Raw genomic sequence first — 23,043 nt, 5'->3', positions numbered from 1 at the left:
CATATCTGATTTCCCGGTGGGCCCGGGTAAGGTGCCGGGGCCCGACGTGAACGGCGAGGAAAGCGAGACGCACGTGCTGCGCGAAGCGACGGCGGACGACGTTCATCTGATGTTGTCCTGGCGTAATCAGGAAACCAATCGACAGGTCAGCAAGACCAGTCACGAGATCACCGCCGAGGAGCACGCCCGGTGGTGGTCGGCGGTCCGCGACGACCCGTCCCGGAGGGTGCTGGTGTACGTCCGCGATGACCTGCCCTGCGGGGTGGTCACCTTCTTCGACCTGCGGTTGGACGGCCCCCGCACCGGCGCCTGGGGCTTCTATCTGGACGCCGACGGGCTGGCCGCGCGGTGCGAGACGCTGCCCGCCTGGCTGGGGGTCATGCGGGAGGCCGTCGAGTACGCGTTCGACGGGCTGCACCTGGACCGACTCGACGGCGAGGTGCTCGGCCACAATACCGTGGTACGCCAGATGAACCGGCGTTTCCGATTCGTCGAGGGCACCCCACGGCAGGAGTTGTCCGACGGTCGGGAAATCACCGTCATCCCGATTTCCCTGGCTCGGGAAGACCGCCGTCAGCGCTGATTGTCGGACAGTTTTCCGTAATGGACGGGAATCATTAACCGACAGTGCTCCCGGTGGACATCCGCCGTTCACGAATAGCGGTGTCCACCGGGGCGTGTCAGGTCAGACCCGCCGCCAGGCCGCCCAGTGCTGCTCCGGGTTGCCGCCGAGCCGGACGAAGCCGTACGCCGTGCCGTTCCAGTCGTCGGCCTGCCCAGGCGCCCAGCGGGCGAACACCACCTGCGCCGCGGCCGGCGGCTGCCCGACGCCGAACCACCGGACGTCGGTCCAGGTCACCTGGTGGCTGAGGTTGAACCGCAGGACGTAGTGCACGCCGGTCGAGGCCCACACCCGCTCGCCCTGGCGTACGCCGACGTCGGCCACCCGGGGCGTCGGCGCGGTGCTCGCGGCGGTGGGTTGCACGATGTGCTTGTCGATCACCTGCATGGTGACGAGGTTGACCACCACGAGGGCGCCGATGATCGGCAGCCGCAGGCGGGGCACCCGGACCGCGGCGACGAGCAGCACACAGCCGGCGATGCCGATCAGCGACCCGACCACCGGTCGCATCTCCCGCCAGCCCCCGGTCAACGCCACCAGGTCCGGCGCGCTGAAACCGCCGTAGCGCAACCGGTGGCCCTGGCTGGCCACATACGCGAGTCGTGCCGCGACCAACGCCCCGCCGCCGACCAGCAACGCCACCGCGACGGCCGCCCGGCGCAGCACCACCCGCCACCCGGCGGTGAACAGCACCCCCAGCCCGACCAGCAGCCAGAACGGCGCCAGCATCTGCACATAGCGGCCGTAGATCGCGTCCAGCGGCTTGCCGGTGATGCCGGACAGGATCACCGACGCGCCGCCGGCCACCCCGACGGTCACCACCAGCGCCACGCCCATCGTCCAGCGGGCCGCGTCGCCGTGTCGCGGACGCCACAGTTCGCGCACGGCACCGGCCCAGGCCACCCCGGCCAGCCCGAACGTGATCACCACGAGGTACCAGAGCTGGGTGGTGACCGCCGCACTCACTCGGACCACACCCTGGGCGGAGGCGATCGCCTCGACCGTGCTGCCGCCGGGGGTGCTGCCCAGCAGATAGACCTTGCCGCCGAGGTGGCGGATGACGGCCTCGTTGACCAGCGCCATGGCGAGCACCGGCAGCAGCGCCGCGAGCACCACGGGCGGGCTGATCCGGCGGCGGACGAACAGCAGCAGGACCAGCCCGGCGTGCACCGCCACGATCACCAGGCCGCGCGAGTGCAGCAGGTGGAAGCCGCCGACCAGCAGGCCGACGGTCGCGGCGGCGAGCGGGCCGGGCCGGGAGATCCAGCGGTGCACGGCGAGCAGCCAGGCGACCACGAGCGGCGCCATCACCGCGTCGATCATGGCGACGCCCGCGTAGAAGGCGGTGGCCGGCAGGGTCGCCGCCGCGACCGCGCCGAGCAGCGCGTACGAGCGGCGCAGTTGGAACAGGCGGCGACCGAACAGGTACGCCAGCGGCAGGAGCGTCGAGTTCACCATCGCGTTGATCAGCTGGACGAGCCGGTAGCTGTCGGTGAAGTCCCGGTCCCCGAGGAACGCCGGCGAGATCAGCATCGGGTAGCCGACCCGGCGCAGCAGGTCGTTCTCGCTGCTGAAGCCCCCCGGCCCACCGGCCAGCGCGCGGGCGGTGTTCAGGTAGCTGTCCTCGTCGGTGTGCGCGATCGGCAGCACGATGTGCCGCGACCACCACATCCGCCAGGCCACGCTGAGCACCCAACCGACGACCAGCAGCAGCGGCACCAGCCAACGCCGGGCGGGCGGGCCGCTCGGCGTCTCGGCCACCGTCACCGGCCGTTCGATCACGTCACTACCGGGTGCCATCAACGCCTCCAGAATTGCCAGCCGAACCGGGCCCACGCCGATCCGACGGGCTCGCCGGGCCGCGTCGGTGACGCCCGGGGTGGCCCGCTCGCACCGAGCTGGTGTGGATGTCAGGTGAACGCGGGACCCGGCTGCGCGCACTGCAGCCGGTCGTTCGCGCGGTCACTGTAACGGCCCGATCCGGCCAGGTCAGCCCACATCCCGGGCGGTCGGAAGTGTTCGCCTGCGTGGTGTCCGGCATTCACGGGAGCAGAGGTTGCGGTTCACCCGCGAGCGCCGGGGAGTTAACCCGCCATGGCTAGCGTGTCACCCCGGTCGGCCGGCCCAGGGCCGCTCGTTCATCCACGAACACGGGAGCACCACATTGAGTGAGTTGAATGGATCGTCCATTCTGATCACCGGGGGAACTGGTTCCTTCGGCAGGACGTTCCTCCGGCACATCCTCAACGAGGCCGACCCCGCCCGCGTGGTGGTGTTCTCCCGCGACGAGCTCAAGCAGTACGAGCTGCGCCAGCAACTCGGCGACGACCCGCGGCTGCGCTGGTTCATCGGCGACATCCGGGACCGGCACCGTCTCACCCGGGCCATGCACGGCGTGGACCACGTGGTGCACGCCGCCGCGCTGAAGCAGGTGGACACCGCGGAGTACAACCCCTCGGAGTACATCGCCACCAACATCACCGGCTCGCAGCACGTCGTCGACGCGGCGATCGAGGCCGGCGTCAAGAAGGTCATCGCGCTCTCCACGGACAAGGCGTCCAGCCCGATCAACCTGTACGGAGCGACGAAACTGGTCGGCGACAAGCTGTTCGTCTCGGCCAACCACTACGCCGCCCAGCACCCCACCCGGTTCGCCGTGGTGCGCTACGGCAACGTGGTGGGCAGCCGCGGCTCGGTCGTCCCGCTGTTCCGCCGGCTGGCCGCCGAGGGCAAGAGCCTGCCGATCACCGACAAGCGGATGACCCGCTTCTGGATCACGCTCGACCAGGCCGTGCAGTTCGTCATGGACTCGTTCGACCAGATGCAGGGCGGCGAACTGTTCGTGCCGCGTATCCCGAGCATGCGCATCCTCGACCTGGTCGAGGCCGTCGCCCCGGACGCCACCACCCACGAGATCGGGATCCGGCCGGGCGAGAAGCTGCACGAGGAGATGATCGCGCCCGACGACAGCCGGCGGACGCTGCGCGCCGACGGCCGGTTCATCGTCCAGCCGACCATCGCGACCTGGGGCTACCAGGCACCGGTCGACTGCGACCCGGTGCCGGACGGCTTCGCCTACCAGTCGGACACCAACGACGAGTGGCTCACCGTCGAGCAGTTGCGCGACATGCTCGGCATCAACGGATGACGGGGATGCTCCCGTACGGCCGACAGTCGATCAGCGAGGACGACGTCGCCGCCGTCGCCGACGTGCTGCGCGGCGACTGGCTCACCACCGGTCCGCAGGTCGACGCCTTCGAGGCCGACCTCGCCCGATGGACGGGCGGGGTCGGTGTCGCCGCCGTCTCCAACGGCACCGCCGCGCTGCACGTGGCGTACGCGGCGGCCGGGGTGGGACCGGGCGACGAGGTGGTCGTACCGCCGATGACGTTCGTGGCGACCGCCAGCAGCGCCGTCGCCCTCGGCGCGACGATCGTGTTCGCCGACGTCGACGACGAGACGTTCTGCCTCGACCCGGCGGCGGCCGCCGCCGCTGTCACCTCGCGGACGAAGGTCGTCGCCGCTGTCGACTACGCCGGCCACCCGGCCGACTACGACGCCCTGCGCAAGACGGTCGAGGGCACCGACGCGCTGCTCCTCGCCGACGCGGCGCACTCGATCGGCGGGACGTACCACGGTCGGCCGGTGGGCTCGCTCGCCGACCTGACCACGTTCTCGTTCTTCCCCACGAAGAACCTGACCACCGCCGAGGGCGGCGCCGTCGCGGCGCTGGACCCGGAGATCCTGAAGCGGGCCCGCCGGTTCCGTGGCGTCGGCGTGGTCCGCGACCGCGACGACCTGCGTTTCCCGGACGAGGGTGGCTGGCACCAGGAGGTGCACGAGTTCGGGTTGAACTACCGACTGCCGGACGTGCTCTGCGCCCTGGGTCGCAGCCAACTGCGTCGGCTCGGCGAGTTCACCGCCCGCCGCAGCGCCCTGGTCGCCCGCTACGACGAGGCGCTGGCCGACCTGGACGGCGTGCTGCTGCCCAACCGCAGGTCGTGGGCCGACCCGGCCTGGCACCTCTACCCGATCCGGGTGCTCGACGGGCGCCGCCGCGAGGTGTACGACCGGATGCGGGCCGCCGGCATCGGAGTCCAGGTCAACTACATCCCGGTGCACTGGCACCCGGCCTTCGCCGACCTGGGGTACCGGCGCGGATCCTGCCCGGTGGCCGAGTCGTTCTACTCCCAGCAGCTGTCGTTGCCGCTCTACCCGGGGCTCAGCGACGCCGACCAGGACCGCGTCATCGACGCGCTGACCGCCGCGCTGCGGGTCGGCTCGGTGCGTTCCGCCGCCTGATGGGAACCTGATGCACCACGCCAACCACTTCTACGGTCACGCGCACGTGCTGGCCCGGTACGCCGGCCTCGGCGACCGGCACCCACCACGGATCAACGGGTACGTGCAGCACGGCTGGAACATCGGTGACGGCCTGGCCCCCGGCCACCCGTACGCCGAGCGCACCCCCAGCCTGCTCTGGTCCGAGCAGACCCGCCGCCGGGCCTGGTCGGTGGGGCGACGCAACGTGGTCGTCATCGGCGCGCCGTTCAGCTACCTGCTGGCCATGCGACCCGAGGAACCACCGGCCGAGGAACGGGAGGGCACCATCTGGTACCCGTTCCACGGCTGGGAGGGACAGCACGTCAAGGGCGACCACCGCAGACTGATCGCCCTCATCCAGGACACCGAACCCGGACCGGTCACCGTCTGCCTCTACTGGCACGAGTACCGGATGCGCAACGTGCGCCGGCTCTACGAGCGCGCCGGGTTCCGGGTGATCTGCCACGGATACCGGGGGCACTGGTGGAAGGACACCGACCCGGAGTTTCTCGACCGGCAGCTCACCGAGCTGCGCCGTCACCGCCGGGTAGCGTCCAACCGGCTGACCAGCGCGATCTTCTACGGCATCGCCGCAGGGTGCGAGCCGGCCGTCTACGGCGACCCGATGATCCTGTCCAACGAGGACCCGACCTTCGGCGGTACCGCCCGGATCCGGCGACAGTGGCCGCAACTGCACGGCACCACTGTCGACCTGCCCACCGCTGTCGAGATCGCCCGCGCCGAGCTGGGCACCGACCACCGCTGCACGCCGGCCGAGCTCCGCGAGTTGCTCGGTTGGGCGAACCTCCAGGAGGAAGAGGAAGACCGTGACGACTGAGACGGCACCCGCCGACCGGATCACCCTGCCGGGCGGCGAGATGCTGGCCTGGTCGGACCTCCCGCAGGAACGGCTGGCCAACGGTGGGCCGCTCGCCGCGCTGACCGCCCGGCTGGTGCCACAGGGCGCCCGGGTCCTGCTGGCCGGTCCACACGATCCGGCGCTGCTCGACCAGCTCACCCACGCCGAGGTCACCTGCCTGCTGCGCAGCCACCCGGACGCCGTGGCGCTGGCGCACCGGGCCGCCCGCGTGGTGGTGGGCGGTCCGGCCGGGCTGCCCGACGACGAGACGTACGACGTGGTGATCGCGGCCGCCGGGCTGGACCCGGTGGAGTCGGTGGAGGGCACCCGGCTCGGCTGGGACGGCGTGCTGGCCCGACTCGTCGCCGCGCTGCGACCGGGTGGCGCGTTGCTGCTGCGCCTGGACAACCCACTGGGTCTGCACCGACTGGTCGACACCACCCCCTGGTACGCCCGCCGGGACGACTCCGCCTGGGTGATCGGCGGTGTGCTGGACCGCGCCCACCCGGCCAACCGGGACCAACTGCGCGAGCGGCTCGGTGCGGCGGGGCTACGGCCGGCCGCCTGCTGGGCCGCGTACCCCGATGTCAACACCCCGACGGCCCTGCTGGACGCCGACCACCTCGACCGGGACGCCGGCTCCGGGCTGTTCGACGCGGTGCTGCACGGCGCCTGCGCCGGGGGTTTCACCAACGCCACGGTGCTCCAGGACCCGGCCCGGCTGGCGGTGGACGCACTGCATGCCGGGCGCGCCGCCGACCTCGCACCGGCCTGGCTGACCCTCGCCCACCGGCCCGCCGACGCCACCGACCCGACCACGCCGACCGTCGACCCGGACCTGCCGGTGGCCCTCGTGCAGACCGGTCGCCCGGGGATCGGCGTGCTGGAGGTGCTGCACGGCGCGTCCGGTTGGCGCTGGGGGCTCATCCCCGCCAGCGACGCGACGACGCCGGCCGGCGCGCCGTTCGCCAGCCGCGAGGCCGCGTACCGGGACGCGGACGCGCTGTCCGGGCCGGTGCCGTCCGGCCGGCTGCTGCGTACCCTGCTGCTCGACGCGGCCCTGCGCCGCGACCTGGCCACCCTGCGCGCGCTGCTGCACGGGTACGCGGGCTGGCTCGCCGACCAGGCCGACACCGACGGCCGGATCGCCGGCGCGGCGGCGCTGGCCGGCACCGACAACGTGGTGGTCGACGGCGAGCGGTACGCGGTGCTCGACCCCAGCTGGCGGGCCACCGCCGCGCTACCCGCCGACGTGGTGCTCGCCCGTGGCCTGTGGCGCTTCGCGGCGGGCCTGCTCACCGGTGGGTACGCCCACCCGTGGTCGTCCACTCTCGACGTCGCGGGCCTGACCGTCGTGCTCGGCGGACTCGCCGGCCACGACCTCGACCGCGCGACGGTCAGCGAGGCGGTCGAGGCCGAGGCGGCCATCGCCGCCGCGCTGCACGGGCTGGACGCCGGCGGCACTGTCGACCTCGCCACCGAGCTGCACGCCGTCGCGCCGACCGACCCTCCCGTCGGCGGGCACAGCTACCAGCAGCTACGCGAGGCGTGGCTGCGCCAACGCGAGGAACTCACCCGGTTGGCCGCGCTGACCGCGTGGACCGAGGAACTGCTCACCTCCCGGGAACGGGCGCTACGCCGGGCCGAAACCACGATCAGCCTGCTCAGCGGATCAATCAGCTACCGGGTGGGCCGGCTCGCCATCACCCCGGCCCGACTGGCCAAGCGAGGCGCTCGCGCCGCCAAACGCCGAGCCACCGCTGTGCTCGCCCCCAGGCAGGAGGAGCAGCAGTGACCGGCGAACCGCCGCCCGAGGCCGCCACGGACGACGCGGGGCCACGGATCGTCGGCATCGTGCAGGCGCGCATGGGTTCGTCCCGGCTGCCCGGCAAGGTGCTCCGCCCGCTCGCCGGACGTTCCGTACTGGGCCGGGTCGTACGCGCCGCCCGCGACAGCGGCGTCCTGGCCGACCTGGTGGTCGCCACCAGCACCGACACGGTCGACGACGCGGTGGCCGTCGAGTGCGCGCGGCTGGACGTGCCCTGCCACCGCGGGCCGGTCGACGACGTGCTGGACCGATTCGTGGGCGCCCTCGCGGCGCACCCCGGGGACGCCGTCATGCGGTTCACCGCCGACTGCCCACTGCTCGACCCGGAGATCATCACCCTGGTCGCCTCGGTGTACCGCGCCGTCCCCGGGCTGGACTACGCCAGCACGTCGATCGCCCGGACCCTGCCCCGGGGGCTGGACGTGGAGATCATCCGAGCGGAGACGCTGCGCACCCTGGGCCGGCTCGCCACCGACCACCACCGGGTGCACGTCACCTCGTACGCGTACACCCACCCCGAGCTGTTCCGGGTGCTCGGGGTGACGCTCACCCCGGACCGCTCCGCGCTGCGGCTGACCCTCGACACCGAGCAGGACTGGGCGCTGGTCAGCGCGATCATCGACCACTTCGGTGACGTCAGCGTGCCGCTGGCCAAACTCGCCGACTGGCTCGACGGTCAACCCCGGCTGCGCGCGCTCAACGCCGACGTCCGACAGAAGCACCTGGAGGAGTCCTGAGCACCCTGAGGGTCGGATTGCGCTGCGACGCCGGACCACGGCGCGGCGTCGGCCACCTCGTCCGCTGCCTGGCGCTCGCCGAGGAGTTCCTCGCCCGGGGCGCCCACGTCACAGTGTTCGGCACCGTCGAACGGCTCGACTGGGCCACCGCCGACCTGGCCGCGCGGGGCATCCCGCTGCTCCCCGGCCCGGACTCCGCTGCCGAACTGGTCGAGGTGGCCCGCCGACACGAACTGGACGTCCTGGTCCTGGACTCCTACGAACTGGACCCGGCCGGGGCCGGCGCCCTGCGCGCCGCCGGTGTGTACACCCTCGCCATCATCGACGGCGACAGCCGGGGCCAGGTCGCGGACCTCTACCTCGACCAGAACTTCGGCGCCGACCTGCCCGGCCTGGACGCGGCGCCGGAGCTGGCGGGGTTCGGAGTCGGGGCGGGGCTACCCGGCCGGTTGCTCGCCGGAAGCGGGTACGCCCTGCTGCGCGACACAGTGATCAGCGCCCGCCCGCCGGTCGCCCCGCCGGCCACGGCGGTCAGCCGCCCCCGGGTGCTGGCCTTCTTCGGCGGCACCGACGCGGTCGGCGCGGCCCCGGTCCTGACCCGGGTGCTGGTGGCCACCGGTCATCCGATGGACCTCACTGTCATCGTCGGACGACCCGAGATCGAGGCCGAGGTCGACGACGTCACCCCCGGCCGGGGGCAGATCATCCGACCGGTCCCGCCCACCACCTCACTGCCGGCACTGATCACCGAAGCCGACCTGGTGGTCAGCGCCGCCGGCACGTCAACCTGGGAACTCTGCTGCCTCGGCGCACCCAGCGCACTGGTCTGCGTGGTCGACAACCAACGTGAGTCGTACACCCGGGTGGTGCGGCACGGCCTGGCCGCCGGCCTCGGCGAGCTGCCGGAGCTGACCGCCGGTGGCGTCGCCGGACGAGCCGCCCGCGCGACGGCGGCGCGGACCCTGCACGGGCTGCTCAGCTCGCCGCAGCGGCGCGCTACCCTCGCCGCGCGCGGCTGGTCCACCGTCGACGGGCAGGGCCGGGCGCGGGTGGTGGACGCGGTGTTCGACGCCGTACGCGCCGCCGCCGTCCGCGGCTAACCGCAGCCGGGCCAGGCTCGCGGGCCGCAGGCGACGCGTCCGAGATCGAGCACGATCCGGCGCGGCTTCACAGCTAGCACGGGTGTACGAAAGTGCTGCTAGGGTGGCTGCATGACGCAGGCCGCCTACCAGCCGTCGATGCTCGACCTGGCCGACGCCGGGCCGACCCTGGGGCCGCTGCCCGGCCAGATCCGCCGGCACCAGCTCAGCCGGGGCGCCTGGGTCGACCACCTCCCCGGCTGGGTGCGCGGCTCCGACACGGTCCTCGACACCCTGCTCACCGAGGTGCCCTGGCGTGCCGAGCGGCGCACCATGTATGACGCCGAGGTCGACGTGCCCCGCCTGCTCTGCTGGTACGACCGCGCGAGGCAACTCCCTCACCCCGTGCTCACCGCCGCGCGGGCCGCGCTCACCGAGCACTATGCGCCCGAGTTGGGCGAACCCTTCGTCACCGCCGGCATGTGCCTCTACCGGTCCGGGCGCGACAGCGTGGCCTGGCACGGCGACACCATCGGCCGCTCGGCGCACACCGACACGGTCGTCGCGATCGTCTCCTTCGGAGCACCCCGACCACTGCTGCTACGCCCACGCGGTGGCGGCGAGAGCCTGCGCTTCCCGGTGGGCCACGGCGACCTGATCGTGATGGGCGGCTCCTGCCAACGCACCTGGGAGCACGCCATCCCCAAGACCACCCGCCCCGTAGGCCCCCGGGTGAGCGTCCAGTTCCGCCCCCACAACGTCGCCTGACCCTCGGGCTGGCTAGGACGCAACCAGACGTTCGAGGCGGCGGCGAACCTCCTCGGCCGCGGGGTCGCCCGCGTCCTCGTAAATCCGCGCGGCCAGGCGCCAAGCGGCGGCGGCAGCGTCGCTGTCGCCCATCCCCTCCCGGGTGTCCCCGAGTCGGATGAGGGTCTCCGCCTCGTGATACCGGTCCGCGGAGTCGCGAAAGAGTTTGATCGCCTGCTCGTAGCAGTTGGCCGCGCGGTCGCGTTCACCGAGGCGGTCGTAGGCGAAGCCGAGGCTGTCCAGCGTCGCGGCCTGACCGTTGCGGTCGTCGCTCCGTCGTTGCTGGTCGAGGGCCTCGGTGCAGCTGGCGATGGCCTGGACATAATCGCCGGTGGTGGCGAGCAGCCAACCGATCGCGTTGAGCGTCCGGGCTTCGCCCGCGTGATTGCCGACCAGCCGGTAGAGCCGCAGCGCCTCGCGACCGTGTGCGAGCGCTTCGTCGAGCCGGCCGTCCAGGTAGCAGAGTTCGCAGTAGTTGTGCAGCGTCTGGGCCTGGCCGATCGGGTCGCCGAGACGTTCGTGCAGCTCAAGCGCGCGCTTGAGCCGGTATTCGGCCGTGGTGTGGTCGCCCAGTCGGGTCAGCGCTCGGGAGACCAGCCGGTTGGCGACGGCCTGACCGGCAAGGTCGCCGATCTTCTCCGCGGCCCCCAGCGCGACCTCCTGGATGGCGAGCTGGTCCTGCCAGAGGCCACGCGGCGCCACGAAGGTGTTCAGCGCCCACGCGATCTGCCAGGCGTACCTTTCGAAGCCGCTCTCGGCGGCCTGTCGGACCAACCGCACCAGCACCCGATGCTCCGCCGTGAACCAGGCGAGGGCGCCGTCGTGATCGGTCACCGGCCGCCTGGCGGGTACGGGCAGCGGAGGCACCGGCTCGATCGGGGGCCACTGCGGCTGGAGCAGCAGGGCGGCCGGATACGCGGCGTGCAGGTAGTGGTCGTACAGGCGCTGTCGGGCTGCGACGTGTTCGTCGCCGCGCTCCGACGACTGTGCGAGCTCGGCCGCGTAGGCGCGCAGAAGATCGTGGAAGGCGAACCGGCCGGGCGCAATTTCCGCCAGCAGGTGAAGCCGGGTCAGTTCCCGCAGGATCGGCGTAACGGCGGTGGCCGACACACCGGCGAGCGCCGAGGCCGCGGCGGTGGTCAGGTCCGGGCCCGGATGCAGGCCCAGCAGGGTGAACAGCCGAGCCGCGTCCGCCCCCAGGGCCAGGAACGACCACGAGAAGACGCGCCGGACGTCGCCGTCGGCCAACGCGTCCAGCCTCGCCTCGGACGAGTGCAGTTCGGCGGCGATCGCGCTGAGCGGGAACGTGGGATGGGTCGCGACGCGCGCCGCCACTATCGACAGTGCCAGCGGAAGCCGGCCCGCGGCCTCGATGATGTCGGCAACCGCCACCGACTCGGACGCGAGCCGGCTGACCCCGAGACGTCTGGCGAGCAGGCTCCTCGACTCCTCCGCCGTGAGCACGTCCAGTGTCAACGGCACGGCACACTCGGCGGCGATCAGGCCGCCGAGCCGGTCACGGCTGGTGACCACGACCATGCAGCGGCCCGCACCGGGCAGCAGGGCGCGCACCTGGGCGGAGTCGCGGGCGTTGTCGAGCACCAGGAGCATCCGCCGGGAGGCCAGCAGGCTGCGGTAGAGACCGGTCCGGGCCTCCATGCCGGAGGGTATCCGGGCGTGGGGCACGCCGAGCGCCTCGAGGAAGACGGACAGGGCGTCGGGCGGGGACACCACGCCGGCTTCGTCGTAGCCGCGAAGGTTCAGATAGAGCTGGCCGTCGGGGAAACGGTCGGCAACCCGATGGGCCCAGTGCAACGCCAGGGCCGTCTTGCCGACTCCGGCCATGCCGGACACCACAGAGACGGCCACGCTCGGCCGCCCCTCAGCCCCGCCGTGCAGAAGCGCGTCGAGGCCCGCCAGCTCGACGCTGCGTCCGACGAACTCCGGCACCGCACGCGGCAGTTGCTCGGGGCGCTGAGGCAGCGGTCCTACTGCCGTGTCCGGCACCGGTCGGTCCGGCCCCGTCGGCGGTTGCACCGCCAGTCCCGGGCGGTGATGCAGGATGTCGTCGTACAGCGTGACGAGCTCGGGTGCGGGATCGAGGCCAGTCTCCTCCGCCAGCGTCTGTCGCGCCTGACGGAAAGCATCCAGTGCGCCGGCCACGTCTCCGATGCGGTACAGGCCCACCATCAGCTGGCCCCACGCCCGCTGCCGCAGCGGGTGCCGGTCGAGCAGGCCGCGCAACCGGTGCACGACGTCAGCCGACGCACCGAGGGCCAGCACCGCCTCGGCGTAGTCCTCCTCGACGAGCAGCCGGCGCTCCTCCAACTGCGCCACCCGCCGAGCCAGCGTCGAGCGCAGCGGCAGGTCGGACAGCGGTGCGCCACGCCACAGGCGCACCGCGGCGGAGAGTTCGGCCTCGGCCCGGTCCAGATCGGAAACGGCGAGCGCCTCGCGGCCCCGCGCCGCCGCGGCGTCGAACAGGTCCAGGTCCCGTTCGCCTGGGCCCACCCGCAGCAGGTAGCCGCCGGCCGCTGCGGTTATCCCATCCCAGGTCGCCCCATCGCCCAGCGAGCGCCGCAAACCGCGCACATAGGTACGCAGGTTCGCGGCGGCCGACGCCGGCTCTTCGTCACCCCACAGCATCGCGGCCAACTCGTCGGTGCCGACGACCTCATTCGGGCGCAGCAGCAGGGTCGCCAGCAGGAGACGCTGCTTCACCGAGCCCAGTGGAACCGGCCGGTCGCCGCGGTACACCCGGAACGGGCCAAGGATTTCGAAACGCAACCAGGCACCTCGCATGTGGGCGCTGCCATGTGCCGCCACGCGTACAGCACCCGGATAACGCGGGCGAGTAGATGATCTATGCCTGAGTTGTGCGGCGGTTGTACCGGCCCCACCGTACCTTCTCCACGGGGGGACCCGGAGCGGTGAGGACGGTTCTACCGTCCTCACCGCGCCATCCAGGTGCACCAATCGCCATGCCTGGTTTCACGACGATGGCGGGAGGTCGACGGGGCCGTCTGTCCACACCCGACGCGGGGCCACCTCGCCGCGTCTTCCGGACCTGACACCGCCGGCTGAGGCGACGCCCCAGCACCGTTGCCCCCTCATGATTCCCGACCAGAGGAGACACATGTCGTCGCTCCGCTCCACCCGCCGCATCCTCAAGAGAGTTGCCCTCCCCGCGATGGGCGCGGCACTGGCCATCGGCATCAACGTCACCATCGCCACGCCGGCCGCGGCCAGCGGCTCCTACACGGGCCGGGCGTACGTCCATGGCACCGGCGGGGTGTCTGACGACTTCGATGACGAAGGCGTCACCAACGTCACCACGCACCGCAGCTCGAACGTCGCCTGTCTCTGGCAGACCATTCTCTGGGCGAATGGCTACCTGCCCTCGTCCGGAGTCGACGGCGTCTTCGGCGACCAGACCGATGCCGCGACGAGGAACTTCCAGCGCGACAAGGGCCTCTCGGCGGACGGCTCCGCAGGCCGGAACAGCTGGACCAAGGCCGGCGACAAGCTGGTGCAGCAGGACAACCAGAACGGCTGGCTGTACGTGGTGTACCGCGGGGCGACGGGTTCCAGGAGCCCGTACGGCTCGCACCAATTCGTCCTACAGCGTTCGCCAGACGGGAACTACCGGTTCTACCCGCCGCAGGGCGGCGGCCCCTACTGGGCCGCCTACAACTCCCGCACCTGCTGACCTCGTATGCGGTGACCAGCGACTCGCAAGGTAGGTCCGGACGCGACGGGACCGGTTGTCCGGACCTACCTTGCGGCTTTCCGGCCTGGTCGCCACTGGTCCAGCGGCGACCGGACGCCCTACTAGAGGAGCCCAGCCAGTTTGTAGAGGACCAGGGAGCCGGCTACCGCGACGTTCAGGCTGTGGCCATGGCCGACCATGGGAATCTCCACCGCCACGTCCAGCTGGTCGAGCGCCTCGGGCGGAATGCCGGTCGCCTCGTGTCCCAGCAGCACCACGGTGCGGCCCCGAGCGGCGGGCAGATCACCGAGCCGGACGGCCTCGTCGGCCAACTCCACCCCGAGGACCCGGGTGCCGGTGGCCCGTTCGGCGGCCAGCCAGCGCAGCGGACTGCCGACCCGGTGAACGCAGCCCGGCTGGCGCAGCGTGTTGCCCCGGGCCACGGCCTCGTCCACCCAACGGAACGGTGGCACGGCGAGGCAGGCACCGACCGCGTCGCACGTCCGCAACAGGGTGCCAAGGTTCGCGCCGTGCATCGGCCAGAGTGGGGCGGCGATCAGGTGACCCCAACAGCGGTGTGGCCGGGGACGGCGGGCGGCGCGTAGCTCACGCCTGGGCCGGACCCGGATGGCGGCGCTCACGCCGCGCCGGCGACTCCGCCGGACAGAGAAGAAATCATGTTGAGGGGTGCTTAGCGGCGCACCCGGACCCTCACCGACAACAGAGGGCCCCACCATACCGCGCTGACGGACACCCCCACTGCCCAAGATCGTGCTCGATCCAGGATCGAGCACGATCTTGTTGCCGGGCGCGCCAGACGGGCCGGGCGCGACAACGCGGGTGGGTTAGTCGCGTTCGATCAGGTGGCCCACCACCGTTGGGCCGAGCATCACCGCGAAGCCGCTGCCGTCGCGGCGGGGGTCCGCAGCGGGCAGCTCCACCGGGTCGCCGGTGGCGGTCGCGCCGACCGGTCGCGGGCCCACCCAGGCGACGGCCACGTCCGTCTCACCCTTGAGGAAGCGGTGCGCGCGCACGCCGCCGGTCGCCCGGCCCTTCGCCGGGTACGCCTTGAACGGCGTCACCTTGACCGTCGCGCCGGTGGAGGTGACCACCATCGGCTCGCCGTGCCCCGGGTCGTCGGTGCGTACCGCGCCGAAGAACGCGACCCGCGCCCCGGCCGGCAGGTTGATGCCGGCCATACCGCCGCCCTTGAGGCCCTGCGGCCGGACCAGCCCGGCGGGGAAGCGCAGCAGCGACGCCTCCGAGGTGACGAAGGTCAGCGTCTCGGTGCCGTCGGTCAGCCAGGTCGCCCCGACCACCTCGTCACCGTCGCGCAGACCGATCACCTCGAACTCGTCGGAGCGTACCGGCCACTCCGGTGCGCAGATCTTCACCGCGCCCTGTCGGGTGCCCAACGCCAGCCCCGGTGAGCCCTCCGCCTGCCCGCCCAGCGGGGCAAGGCCGACGACTGTCTCCCCCGCCGCCAACGGCACCAGTTCGGCCGCGGACATACCGCCGCGCAGCGACACAGTGCCCGCCTGCTCGGGCAGCACCGGCAACGGCAGGACGTCGACCTTGAACGCCCGACCGGCGCTGGTCAACAGCAGCACCCGACCACGGGCGGTGGAGTGCACGATGGCGCGTACCGTGTCGTGCTTGACCCGGCCGTTGCGCCGGCGCCCCTCGGAGCTCTCCTCCGACTCGGCCGCGGTCCGGGCGACCAGCCCGGTCGCGGAGAGGATCACCTGGCACGGGTCGTCGGCGACCTCCAGCGGGCCGGCCGGCGCGGACGCGGCCAGCACCTCCTTCAGGTCACCGTCGACAAGCGTCGTACGACGTTCGGTGCCGAACTGCTTGACCACGGCCGCCAACTCGTCGGAGACGACCTTCCTGAGCACCCGCTCGTCGTCGAGGATCTTGCTCAGCTCGGCGATCTCGGCGCGCAGCCGTTCCTGCTCGGCCTCCAGTTCGATCCGGTCGAACTTGGTCAGCCGGCGCAGCGGAGTGTCCAGGATGTAGGTGGCCTGGATGTCGGAGAGGCCGAACCGGCTCATCAGCCCGTCCTTCGCGGCCTGCGCGTCGTCGCTGCCCCGGATCAGCCGGACCACCTCGTCGATGTCCAGCAACGCGATCAGCAGACCGTCGACCAGGTGCAGCCGTTCCTGACGCTTGCGCCGGCGGTACGAGGTGCGCCGGGTGACCACCTCGTACCGGTGGGCCAGGAAGACCTCCAGCAGTGCCTTGAGGCCCAGCGTGCGCGGTTGCCCGTCGACCAGGACCAGGTTGTTGACGCCGAACGACTGCTCCAGCGGGGTGAGCCGGTAGAGGTCGGCGAGCAGCGCCTGCGGGTTGACCCCGACCTTGCACTCGATGACGAGCCGGGTGCCGCTCTCCCGGTCGGTGAGGTCCTTGACGTCGGCGATGCCGGTCAGCCGCTTGGTCTTGGTGACCTCGTTGGTGATCGCGGCGATGACCTTCTCCGCGCCGACGCCGTACGGCAACTCGACCACTGTGATCGCCTGACGGCCCCGGCTGCCCTCGATCGGGCCGATCTCCACCTTGCCGCGCATCCGGACCACGCCGCGGCCGGTCTCGTACGCCCGACGGACCTCGTCCAGGCCGAGCAGCACCCCACCGCTGGGCAGGTCTGGGCCGGGGACGAACTCCATGAGTTTGTCCAGAGTGGCGTCCGGGTGGTTGATCAGCCAGCGGGCCGCGGAGACGACCTCCGCCAGGTTGTGCGGGATCATGTTGGTGGCCATCCCGACCGCGATCCCGGACGCGCCGTTGACCAGCAGGTTGGGGAAGGCCGCCGGCAGCACTGTCGGCTGGGTCAGCGACCCGTCGTAGTTGGGCTCGACGTCGACGGTGTCCTCGCCCAGCTCACCGACGAGCAGCATGGCTTCGCGGGACATTCGCGCTTCGGTGTATCTCGATGCAGCCGGTCCATCGTCTGGGGACCCGAAATTTCCATGCCCGTCGATGAGTGGAACGTTGAGGGAGAAGTCCTGCGCGAGGCGGACCATGGCGTCATAGATCGCCGTGTCGCCGTGCGGATGGTACTTTCCCATTGTATCCCCGACAATTCGGGCAGACTTCACGTGCCCGCGGTCGGGGCGGTAGCCCTGCTCGTACATCGACCAGAGGATGCGCCGGTGCACGGGCTTGAGGCCGTCGCGGGCGTCGGGCAGGGCGCGGGAGTGGATGACCGAGAACGCGTACTCCAGGTAGGAGTCGGAGACCTCGGTGACCAGCGGGTTGTCGAAGACCCGCGCGCCGGCCTGATCGAACGAGGAGAGGTCGACCTTGTTTTCCTTACGGCGTGCCATGACTCAGCTCTCCACTGGAACTGGAACGGAACGGGCGCTCATGCGTCGATCGCATCCCGGTCGACGCGGTCGGCGGAGTCGATGAGCCAGTTGCGGCGCGGCTCGACCTTCTCGCCCATCAGCAACTCGAGGATGCGTTCGGCGGCGTCGACGTCGTCGAGGGTGATCCGGCGGACGGCACGGGTGGCCGGGTTCATCGTGGTGTCCCACAACTCGTCGGCGTCCATCTCACCGAGACCCTTGAACCGTGGGATGGGCGTGACGATCTGCTTGCCGGCCTTCTCCAGCTTGCGGACCGTCGTCTCCATCTCAGCCTGCGTGTAGGTGTAGACGGTCTGCGGGCTGCGCCCCTTGGTGGTGATCTTGTGCAGGGGCGGCATCGCGGCGTAGAGCCGACCGGCCTCGATCAGCGGCCGCATGTACCGGGCGAAGAGGGTGATCAGCAGCGTACGGATGTGGGCGCCGTCCACGTCCGCGTCGGCCATGATCAGCACGCGGCCGTAGCGCAACGCCGAGAGGTCGAAGGTGCGCCCCGAGCCGGCGCCGAGGACCTGCACGATGGCAGCACACTCGGCATTGTCCAGAACCTGCTGGAGGTTGGCCTTCTGCACGTTGAGGATCTTGCCGCGGATCGGCAGCAGCGCCTGGTATTCCGAGGAACGGGCCATCCGGCTCGTCCCCAGGGCGCTGTCGCCCTCGACGATGAACAGCTCGCTGCGGTCGATGCCGGTGGCCCGGCAGTCGACGAGCTTCGGCGGCATGGACGCGCCCTCCAGGGCGGTCTTGCGCCGGGCGGCGTCCTTCTGTTGCTTCTGGGTGAGTCGCACCCGGGCGGCGTCGACGATCTTCTGCAGGACGGTGCGCGCCTCGGCCTTGGTGCGCCGGTCCTCCATCCAGGCCTTGATGTGCGCGTCGACCAGGGACTGGAGAACCTTGGTGATGCCGGTGGTGGAGAGTTCGTCCTTGGTCTGCGAGGTGAACTGCGGCTCCGGGATCCGCACGTGCACCACCGCCGTCATCCCCTCCAGGACGTCGTCCAGGGTGGGCGGCTCCTCCTTGGCCTTGAGCAGACCGCGGGTGTTGCGGATCGCGTCGGCGAGCGCGCGGACCAGTGCCCGCTCGAAGCCCTTGCGGTGGGTGCCGCCGTGCGCGTTGCGGATGGTGTTGGTGAAGCACTCGACGGTGCGCTCGTAACCGGTGCCCCACCGGAACGCCACCTCGACCTCGGCGCGCCGCTGCACGTTTGACTGCATGACGCCGTTGGCGTCGGCGGCGTTCTCCCGGTAGGTGCCCTCGCCGTTGACCAGCAGGGTGCCGGAGACCGGCCGGTCGCCGGCCGGGGCGAGGAACTCCACCATGTCGCTGAGCCCGTTGGGGTAGTGGAACCGCTCCTCGGCGGGCGCCTCGCCGGTCAGGTCGCGCAGCAGGTAGGTCACGCCGGGGACCAGGAACGCGGTGTTGCGCAGCTTCATCCGGACGGCGTCGACGTCGAGCGCCGCGCCGGTCTCGAAGTAGCGGGCGTCGTGCCACCAGCGGATCGAGGTGCCGGTGCGCTGGCCGCGCTTCATGGCGCCGGCCACCTGGAGCCCGGGGCCGGCGGTGAAGGGGGCGTCCGGCCCGTCGCCGTCGAAGATGCCCGGGACGCCGTGCCGGAACGACATCGTGTGGATCTTGCCGGCCCGGCGGACGGTCACGTCGAAGCGACGGGACAGCGCGTTGACCGCCGACGCGCCGACGCCGTGCAGGCCGCCGGAGGTCTTGTAGCCGGAGCCGCCGAACTTGCCTCCGGCGTGCAGCCGGGTCAGCACCAGCTCGACGCCGGAGATGCCGGACTTGGCGTGCACGTCGGTGGGGATGCCCCGGCCGTCGTCGTCGACCTGCACCGAGCCGTCGGCGTGCAGGATCACCTCGACGTGGCTGGCGTGACCGGCGACACCCTCGTCGGTGGAGTTGTCGAGGATCTCGTTGACGAGGTGACCCACGCCACGGCTGTCGGTGGAACCGATGTACATGCCGGGACGCTTGCGGACAGCGTCCAGCCCCTCAAGGTGGGTGAGGTCATCGGCCCCGTACAGGGTGTCAGGCTCTGCGGTCAACTGGTCGTACTCCCCGGTCTCGGCGGTGTGCTGCCGGTCGCCGGCGACATCAGCCGGCGTGGCGCGCCGCAGCGAGCCTAGCCCGAGGCTGGGACAACCACCGGAGGACCTACGCGACCCGCCGCGCGAGGCCCTCCGGACGTGAGCCAACGAACAGCCGGTGGGTGATCACGGGACCACGCAGAGACAGCGTCACCGATACTCTCACCCATGATCGCGGCCGGTTTGCGCGCGGGGTGCACGCCGTCCGGGTCGAGGAGATCAGGAGGCGGTCGAGATGGACGCAACGATTCGCGACGCCCTGCGGCGCTCCCTCGGCACCTGGGCCCGACGGTGGCTGCTGGTGGGCACCCTGGCGGCGGGGCTGCTGGCCGCCGTGGCGCTGGTCGCGACGGCGGCTCCCGCCGACCGGACCTTCGCCGAACTCTCGGGCACGGTGCAGAGCCTGATGTCGGTCGCGACCCCGCTCTTCGGCATCCTGCTGGTGCGCGACCTGCGCCGGGCGCCCGCCCGCCTCCCGGTCCTGCCCACAGTGCTCGCGGTGGGGCTGCCGGCGGTCGTCATCGGCGTGGTCGGTGTGCTGATCTGCGCCGCGACGCTGGCGCTCACCCCGGCCGACGTCGCCGACGAGCCGTGGCGGTTCGCCGGGACGGTAGCGGTGGGCGGTGTGCTGGTGCAGATCGTCGCGGGCCTGGTGGGCACCGGCCTGGGCCTGCTGCTGCGCTCGGTGGTGGTGGCGTTCCTGGCCACGATCGTCCTGCCGCTGGGCCTGTTCACGCTGCTGGGTGCCGTGGACGCCCTCCGTCCGGCGCAGCCGTGGGTCACCCCGTTGGGCAGCGTGCGCCACCTGCTCTCGGGAGAGATGAGCGCGCTGCGGTGGGTGCAGTGGCTGTGCGTACTCCTGATCTGGGGTGTCGGCCTGAACGCCGTGGGCGCGGCAGTGCTGCACCGCCGCGACCGCCCGGCCGGTCACTGACTCCCCGCGCCGACGGGCGCGGGTCGGTGGGTTCGCCAACCCGGAGCGCGGGTCCACTGTCGACGCTGTAGGCCCTCATGCCTACGGGCGCGTGTCTTTCGTCGAACGAATCTGTTACGGGCCATTGACGCCCGTCGTGCCGGGGTGATCTGATCGCGCTCTCAGAGAATCTTTCATCTTTCGATGGTTGGGGGCCCCATGCCCAGGTTCCGGCGTACCGCGCTCGCCGCGGGACTAACGATCGCCATGGCCGCGTTGTCGACCGCCGTCGCGCTGCCCGCACCCGCGTCCGCCGCGTTGCCCACCGCCGCGGTGGCACTCGGGGACAGCTTCATCAGTGGTGAGGGCGCCGGGGCGTACACCCCGGTGGTCGACGTCAACGGAGTCAGCCAGGGCTTCCCCGGTTGGACGGCGGCGAACAACAACGCGTTCTTCTGCCACCGTTCGGCCAACGCCTCGCTCAACCAGGCCAACCTGCCGGGCATCCAGAACCGGTTCAACCTGGCCTGCTCCGGTGGCCAGCCACACGACATCGCCAACGCCTCCCAGGCGCGGACCAACGGCCGTACCGTGGCCGCGCAGCTGGACCAGCTGCGCGCCGTCGCGCAGACCCAGGACATCGACCTGGTGCTGGTCGGCCTCGGTTCCAACAACAGCTCGTTCACCTTCGGCAGCGTCGCGGAGAAGTGCGCCAACCGGTTCATCGCCGACGCCTGGACCGGCTGGTGGGAGTTCTGGGCGTACCTGAACGGGCCGGTCGAGCAGAAGCCGTGCAGCGACGCCGACCTGGCCACCGCCGCGCAGCTCAGCGCCGCGACCGCGGAGACCACAGCGGCCGTACGCCAGATCCTGACCACCCTCGACCAGGTGGACGCGGACGGGCAGCACCGGGTGGTGTTCCAGGACTACACGAACCCGCTGCCGCTGGACCTGAACCCGCAGTTCCACGAGGAGGACAGCCGGGACGACACCCGGGACAAGTTCCGTGACCTGGGTGCCGAACGGTACGCGGCCGGCTGCCCGATCCACCGGGCCAGCCTGGCGCCGGGGCACCGTTTCTCCCAGGGCCTGGGCAGCATCGTGAAGTCCACCAGGGACACTCTGGCCGCCGAGTTCCCCGCCGACGACCTGGTGTACCTGAACGTGCAGCAGGCCTTCAACGGCGCCCGACTCTGTGAGCAGACCAGCAGCCCGAGCGGCGCGTTGGCCACTCCGATCCGGCTTCAGGACGGGGCGACCGGCACCTTCGTCACCAGCCTCGCCGGCAAGGACAAGATCGCCATCCAGCGGATCGCCAACACCTGCGTCAGCTACTTCCAGACCTGCCAGGAGTCGTGGCACCCGAACGCCACCGGGCACCAGGTGCTCGGCCAGTGCCTGAGCGGCGCGGCCTCCACCAGCGCCCGTTCGGTGGCCTGTGTCCGGTCCAGCAACGGGGCGATCTCGGTCTCCTGACCGCAGCGTCCTTCGGAGGGCTCCGCCAGTCGGCGGGGCCCTCCGTCGCGTCCGGCGAGCGCGCCGCGCACCGCGGTCGTCGACTCGAAGGCCTGCTGCTACCCGCCGGTAACGTCAGGCCGTAGGCTGGGCCGGTGAACGGGGATCCGGAGTACGCGCAGGAGTTCGTCGACGTCGACGGTGGCCGGCTGGGTGTGCAGGTCTACCCGGAGCCGGCCGGAGTGCCCGGCGCGCCGGTGGTCGTGATCTGGCCCGCGATGGGGGTCCGGGCCCGGTACTACCGGCCCTTCGCCGCCGCGCTGCGCGCCGCCGGGCTGGCCGTGGTCGTGGCCGACCTGCGCGGCACCGGGGAGAGCACGCCCGCGCCGAGTCGGGCGGACCGACACGGTTACTCCGAGCTGGCCGACGACGTCGGCGCCGTCCTGACCGCCCTCAAACCACGACTGGACGGACGCACCCGACTGCTTCTCGGGCACTCGCTCGGCGGGCAGGCCGCGCTGCTGCACCTCGCCCTGCACGGCGGCGACGAGGTGGACGGGTTGGCGCTGATCGCGGTCGGCATCCCGTACTGGCGGACCTACCCGGGCCGGCGCGGCCTCGGCGTGCTGCCCTACACCCAGGGGATCGCCGCCACCGCGGCCCTGCTCGGGGTCTGGCCGGGCTGGGGCTTCGGCGGTCGACAGGCACGCGGTGTGATCCGCGACTGGGCGCACACCGCGCGGACCGGTCGATTCCCCCGGCTCGACGGTACGGACACCGAGGCGGCGGTCCGCGCGGTGCGGACACCGGTGCTGGCCGTCAGTGTGGACGACGACCAGTTCACCCCGCACGAGACCATGGACCACCTCTGCGCGAAGCTCGCCGGCGCGCCGGTGACCCGGGAGCGGTACACAGTGGCGCAGGCCGGTACGACGTTGGACCACTTCACCTGGGTTCGCGCGGGCGTCCCGCTGGCGCGGCGGATCGCCGGTTTCGCCGGCGACCTGCCGCCCCGCTGAGCCGTACCGGCCGGTCGGCGGACGGCGGTCGGCTCACTCGTCCTGGTCGAGCGGCACCAGTTCACCGTCGCGCTCCACCTGGATCTCGCCGTGTTCCTTGCGGGGCGCGACCTCGGCGGTGTTCCGGTGTGGGTCGTTGTCGGGGTGCATGAGCACCGCGTCTGTTTTGGGGGTCTTCTCCCGGCTCTCGTCCGGCTGCGACATCGCGTTCCCCTCTCGTCGGCG

The 23,043-nt window shown here is 71.7% G+C and carries 18 protein-coding genes; 12 read left to right on the top strand and 6 right to left on the bottom strand.

The window, feature by feature from the left end; all coding sequences use genetic code 11:
* Positions 1-46: 46 nt before the first annotated feature.
* Entirely contained in the window at positions 47-583 is a 537-nt protein-coding gene (locus tag IW249_RS19470; RefSeq protein WP_307788639.1) for a GNAT family N-acetyltransferase, read from the top strand.
* A gap of 102 nt (positions 584-685) precedes the next feature.
* Here the strand turns inward: IW249_RS19470 and IW249_RS19465 are convergent, their stop codons facing one another.
* Positions 686-2,422, bottom strand: coding sequence for a hypothetical protein (locus IW249_RS19465; RefSeq protein ID WP_196922065.1), 1,737 nt, complete (start codon positions 2,420-2,422; stop codon positions 686-688).
* 364 nt (positions 2,423-2,786) lie between these two features.
* Between IW249_RS19465 and pseB the strand changes: the two genes are divergently transcribed.
* The 7 genes from pseB to IW249_RS19430 all read left to right on the top strand — a co-directional run bounded on the left by pseB (position 2,787) and on the right by IW249_RS19430 (position 10,216).
* Positions 2,787-3,770, top strand: coding sequence for a UDP-N-acetylglucosamine 4,6-dehydratase (inverting) (pseB, locus tag IW249_RS19460; RefSeq protein WP_112585521.1), 984 nt, complete (start codon positions 2,787-2,789; stop codon positions 3,768-3,770).
* The gene (locus IW249_RS19455) at positions 3,767-4,924 is read left to right on the top strand and encodes a DegT/DnrJ/EryC1/StrS family aminotransferase (RefSeq protein WP_196922064.1); all 1,158 of its coding nucleotides are present in this window, start codon (positions 3,767-3,769) and stop codon (positions 4,922-4,924) included. Before pseB ends, IW249_RS19455 begins: the two co-directional genes overlap by 4 nt.
* A gap of 10 nt (positions 4,925-4,934) precedes the next feature.
* On the top strand, positions 4,935-5,783 hold the full coding sequence (locus IW249_RS19450) for a hypothetical protein (RefSeq protein ID WP_196922063.1): 849 nt from the start codon (positions 4,935-4,937) through the stop codon (positions 5,781-5,783).
* Positions 5,773-7,599: a class I SAM-dependent methyltransferase gene (locus IW249_RS19445; protein WP_196922062.1), complete on the top strand. Its 1,827-nt coding sequence runs from the start codon at positions 5,773-5,775 to the stop codon at positions 7,597-7,599. Before IW249_RS19450 ends, IW249_RS19445 begins: the two co-directional genes overlap by 11 nt.
* The gene (locus IW249_RS19440) at positions 7,596-8,369 is read left to right on the top strand and encodes a cytidylyltransferase domain-containing protein (RefSeq protein ID WP_307788638.1); all 774 of its coding nucleotides are present in this window, start codon (positions 7,596-7,598) and stop codon (positions 8,367-8,369) included. Before IW249_RS19445 ends, IW249_RS19440 begins: the two co-directional genes overlap by 4 nt.
* A complete protein-coding gene (locus IW249_RS19435) occupies positions 8,366-9,469 on the top strand; it encodes a PseG/SpsG family protein (protein WP_196924856.1) in 1,104 nt (367 codons plus the stop codon). The genes IW249_RS19440 and IW249_RS19435 overlap by 4 nt, the downstream gene beginning before the upstream one ends.
* A gap of 111 nt (positions 9,470-9,580) precedes the next feature.
* Positions 9,581-10,216 carry an alpha-ketoglutarate-dependent dioxygenase AlkB gene (locus tag IW249_RS19430; protein ID WP_196922061.1) on the top strand — a complete coding sequence of 212 codons (636 nt, stop codon included), beginning with the start codon at positions 9,581-9,583 and terminating at the stop codon, positions 10,214-10,216.
* 12 nt (positions 10,217-10,228) lie between these two features.
* Here IW249_RS19430 and IW249_RS19425 read toward each other — a convergent pair whose 3' ends face one another.
* A complete protein-coding gene (locus tag IW249_RS19425) occupies positions 10,229-12,976 on the bottom strand; it encodes an AfsR/SARP family transcriptional regulator (RefSeq protein ID WP_307788637.1) in 2,748 nt (915 codons plus the stop codon).
* Positions 12,977-13,391: 415 nt separating this feature from the next.
* Here IW249_RS19425 and IW249_RS19420 point away from each other — a divergent pair, with 415 nt between their 5' ends.
* Positions 13,392-13,964, top strand: a complete 573-nt coding sequence (locus IW249_RS19420; RefSeq protein ID WP_231392577.1) for a peptidoglycan-binding domain-containing protein — start codon at positions 13,392-13,394, stop codon at positions 13,962-13,964.
* Positions 13,965-14,086: 122 nt separating this feature from the next.
* On the opposite strand, the gene IW249_RS19415 is transcribed toward IW249_RS19420, so the two are convergent.
* The 3 genes from IW249_RS19415 to IW249_RS19405 all read right to left on the bottom strand — a co-directional run bounded on the left by IW249_RS19415 (position 14,087) and on the right by IW249_RS19405 (position 19,389).
* Positions 14,087-14,605, bottom strand: a complete 519-nt coding sequence (locus tag IW249_RS19415) for a TrmH family RNA methyltransferase (protein ID WP_307788636.1) — start codon at positions 14,603-14,605, stop codon at positions 14,087-14,089.
* A 204-nt stretch (positions 14,606-14,809) separates the two neighbouring features.
* Entirely contained in the window at positions 14,810-17,293 is a 2,484-nt protein-coding gene (locus IW249_RS19410; protein WP_196922059.1) for a DNA gyrase/topoisomerase IV subunit A, read from the bottom strand.
* A gap of 38 nt (positions 17,294-17,331) precedes the next feature.
* On the bottom strand, positions 17,332-19,389 hold the full coding sequence (locus IW249_RS19405) for a DNA gyrase/topoisomerase IV subunit B (RefSeq protein WP_196922058.1): 2,058 nt from the start codon (positions 19,387-19,389) through the stop codon (positions 17,332-17,334).
* A gap of 277 nt (positions 19,390-19,666) precedes the next feature.
* On the opposite strand from IW249_RS19405, the gene IW249_RS19400 reads away from it, so the two are divergent.
* From IW249_RS19400 to IW249_RS19390, 3 genes are all read left to right on the top strand, one after another.
* Positions 19,667-20,365, top strand: a complete 699-nt coding sequence (locus IW249_RS19400) for a hypothetical protein (protein ID WP_196922057.1) — start codon at positions 19,667-19,669, stop codon at positions 20,363-20,365.
* A gap of 198 nt (positions 20,366-20,563) precedes the next feature.
* Complete coding sequence (locus tag IW249_RS19395) at positions 20,564-21,820, top strand: SGNH/GDSL hydrolase family protein (RefSeq protein ID WP_196922056.1); 1,257 nt, start codon at positions 20,564-20,566, stop codon at positions 21,818-21,820.
* A gap of 134 nt (positions 21,821-21,954) precedes the next feature.
* Positions 21,955-22,818 (top strand): alpha/beta hydrolase family protein, encoded by an 864-nt coding sequence (locus tag IW249_RS19390; protein ID WP_196922055.1) that lies wholly within the window; start codon positions 21,955-21,957, stop codon positions 22,816-22,818.
* Positions 22,819-22,851: 33 nt separating this feature from the next.
* Here the strand turns inward: IW249_RS19390 and IW249_RS19385 are convergent, their stop codons facing one another.
* Positions 22,852-23,022: a hypothetical protein gene (locus IW249_RS19385; RefSeq protein ID WP_196922054.1), complete on the bottom strand. Its 171-nt coding sequence runs from the start codon at positions 23,020-23,022 to the stop codon at positions 22,852-22,854.
* Between the last annotated feature and the right edge of the window lie 21 nt (positions 23,023-23,043).

This window comes from Micromonospora vinacea, assembly GCF_015751785.1.
Taxonomy (GTDB): Bacteria; Actinomycetota; Actinomycetes; order Mycobacteriales; family Micromonosporaceae; genus Micromonospora; species Micromonospora vinacea.
This window is presented reverse-complemented; position numbering and strand designations above follow the sequence as displayed.

What these genes read in the sequence shown, in the direction of transcription:
- IW249_RS19400 (WP_196922057.1), top strand. Translation starts at nt 19,667, where the DNA reads ATGGACGCAACGATTCGCGACGCCCTGCGGCGCTCCCTCGGCACCTGG.
- IW249_RS19455 (WP_196922064.1), top strand. Translation starts at nt 3,767, where the DNA reads ATGACGGGGATGCTCCCGTACGGCCGACAGTCGATCAGCGAGGACGAC.
- IW249_RS19450 (WP_196922063.1), top strand. Translation starts at nt 4,935, where the DNA reads ATGCACCACGCCAACCACTTCTACGGTCACGCGCACGTGCTGGCCCGG.
- IW249_RS19410 (WP_196922059.1), bottom strand. Translation starts at nt 17,293, where the DNA reads ATGGCACGCCGTAAGGAAAACAAGGTCGACCTCTCCTCGTTCGATCAG.
- IW249_RS19430 (WP_196922061.1), top strand. Translation starts at nt 9,581, where the DNA reads ATGACGCAGGCCGCCTACCAGCCGTCGATGCTCGACCTGGCCGACGCC.
- IW249_RS19385 (WP_196922054.1), bottom strand. Translation starts at nt 23,022, where the DNA reads ATGTCGCAGCCGGACGAGAGCCGGGAGAAGACCCCCAAAACAGACGCG.
- IW249_RS19465 (WP_196922065.1), bottom strand. Translation starts at nt 2,422, where the DNA reads ATGGCACCCGGTAGTGACGTGATCGAACGGCCGGTGACGGTGGCCGAG.
- IW249_RS19420 (WP_231392577.1), top strand. Translation starts at nt 13,392, where the DNA reads ATGTCGTCGCTCCGCTCCACCCGCCGCATCCTCAAGAGAGTTGCCCTC.
- IW249_RS19395 (WP_196922056.1), top strand. Translation starts at nt 20,564, where the DNA reads ATGCCCAGGTTCCGGCGTACCGCGCTCGCCGCGGGACTAACGATCGCC.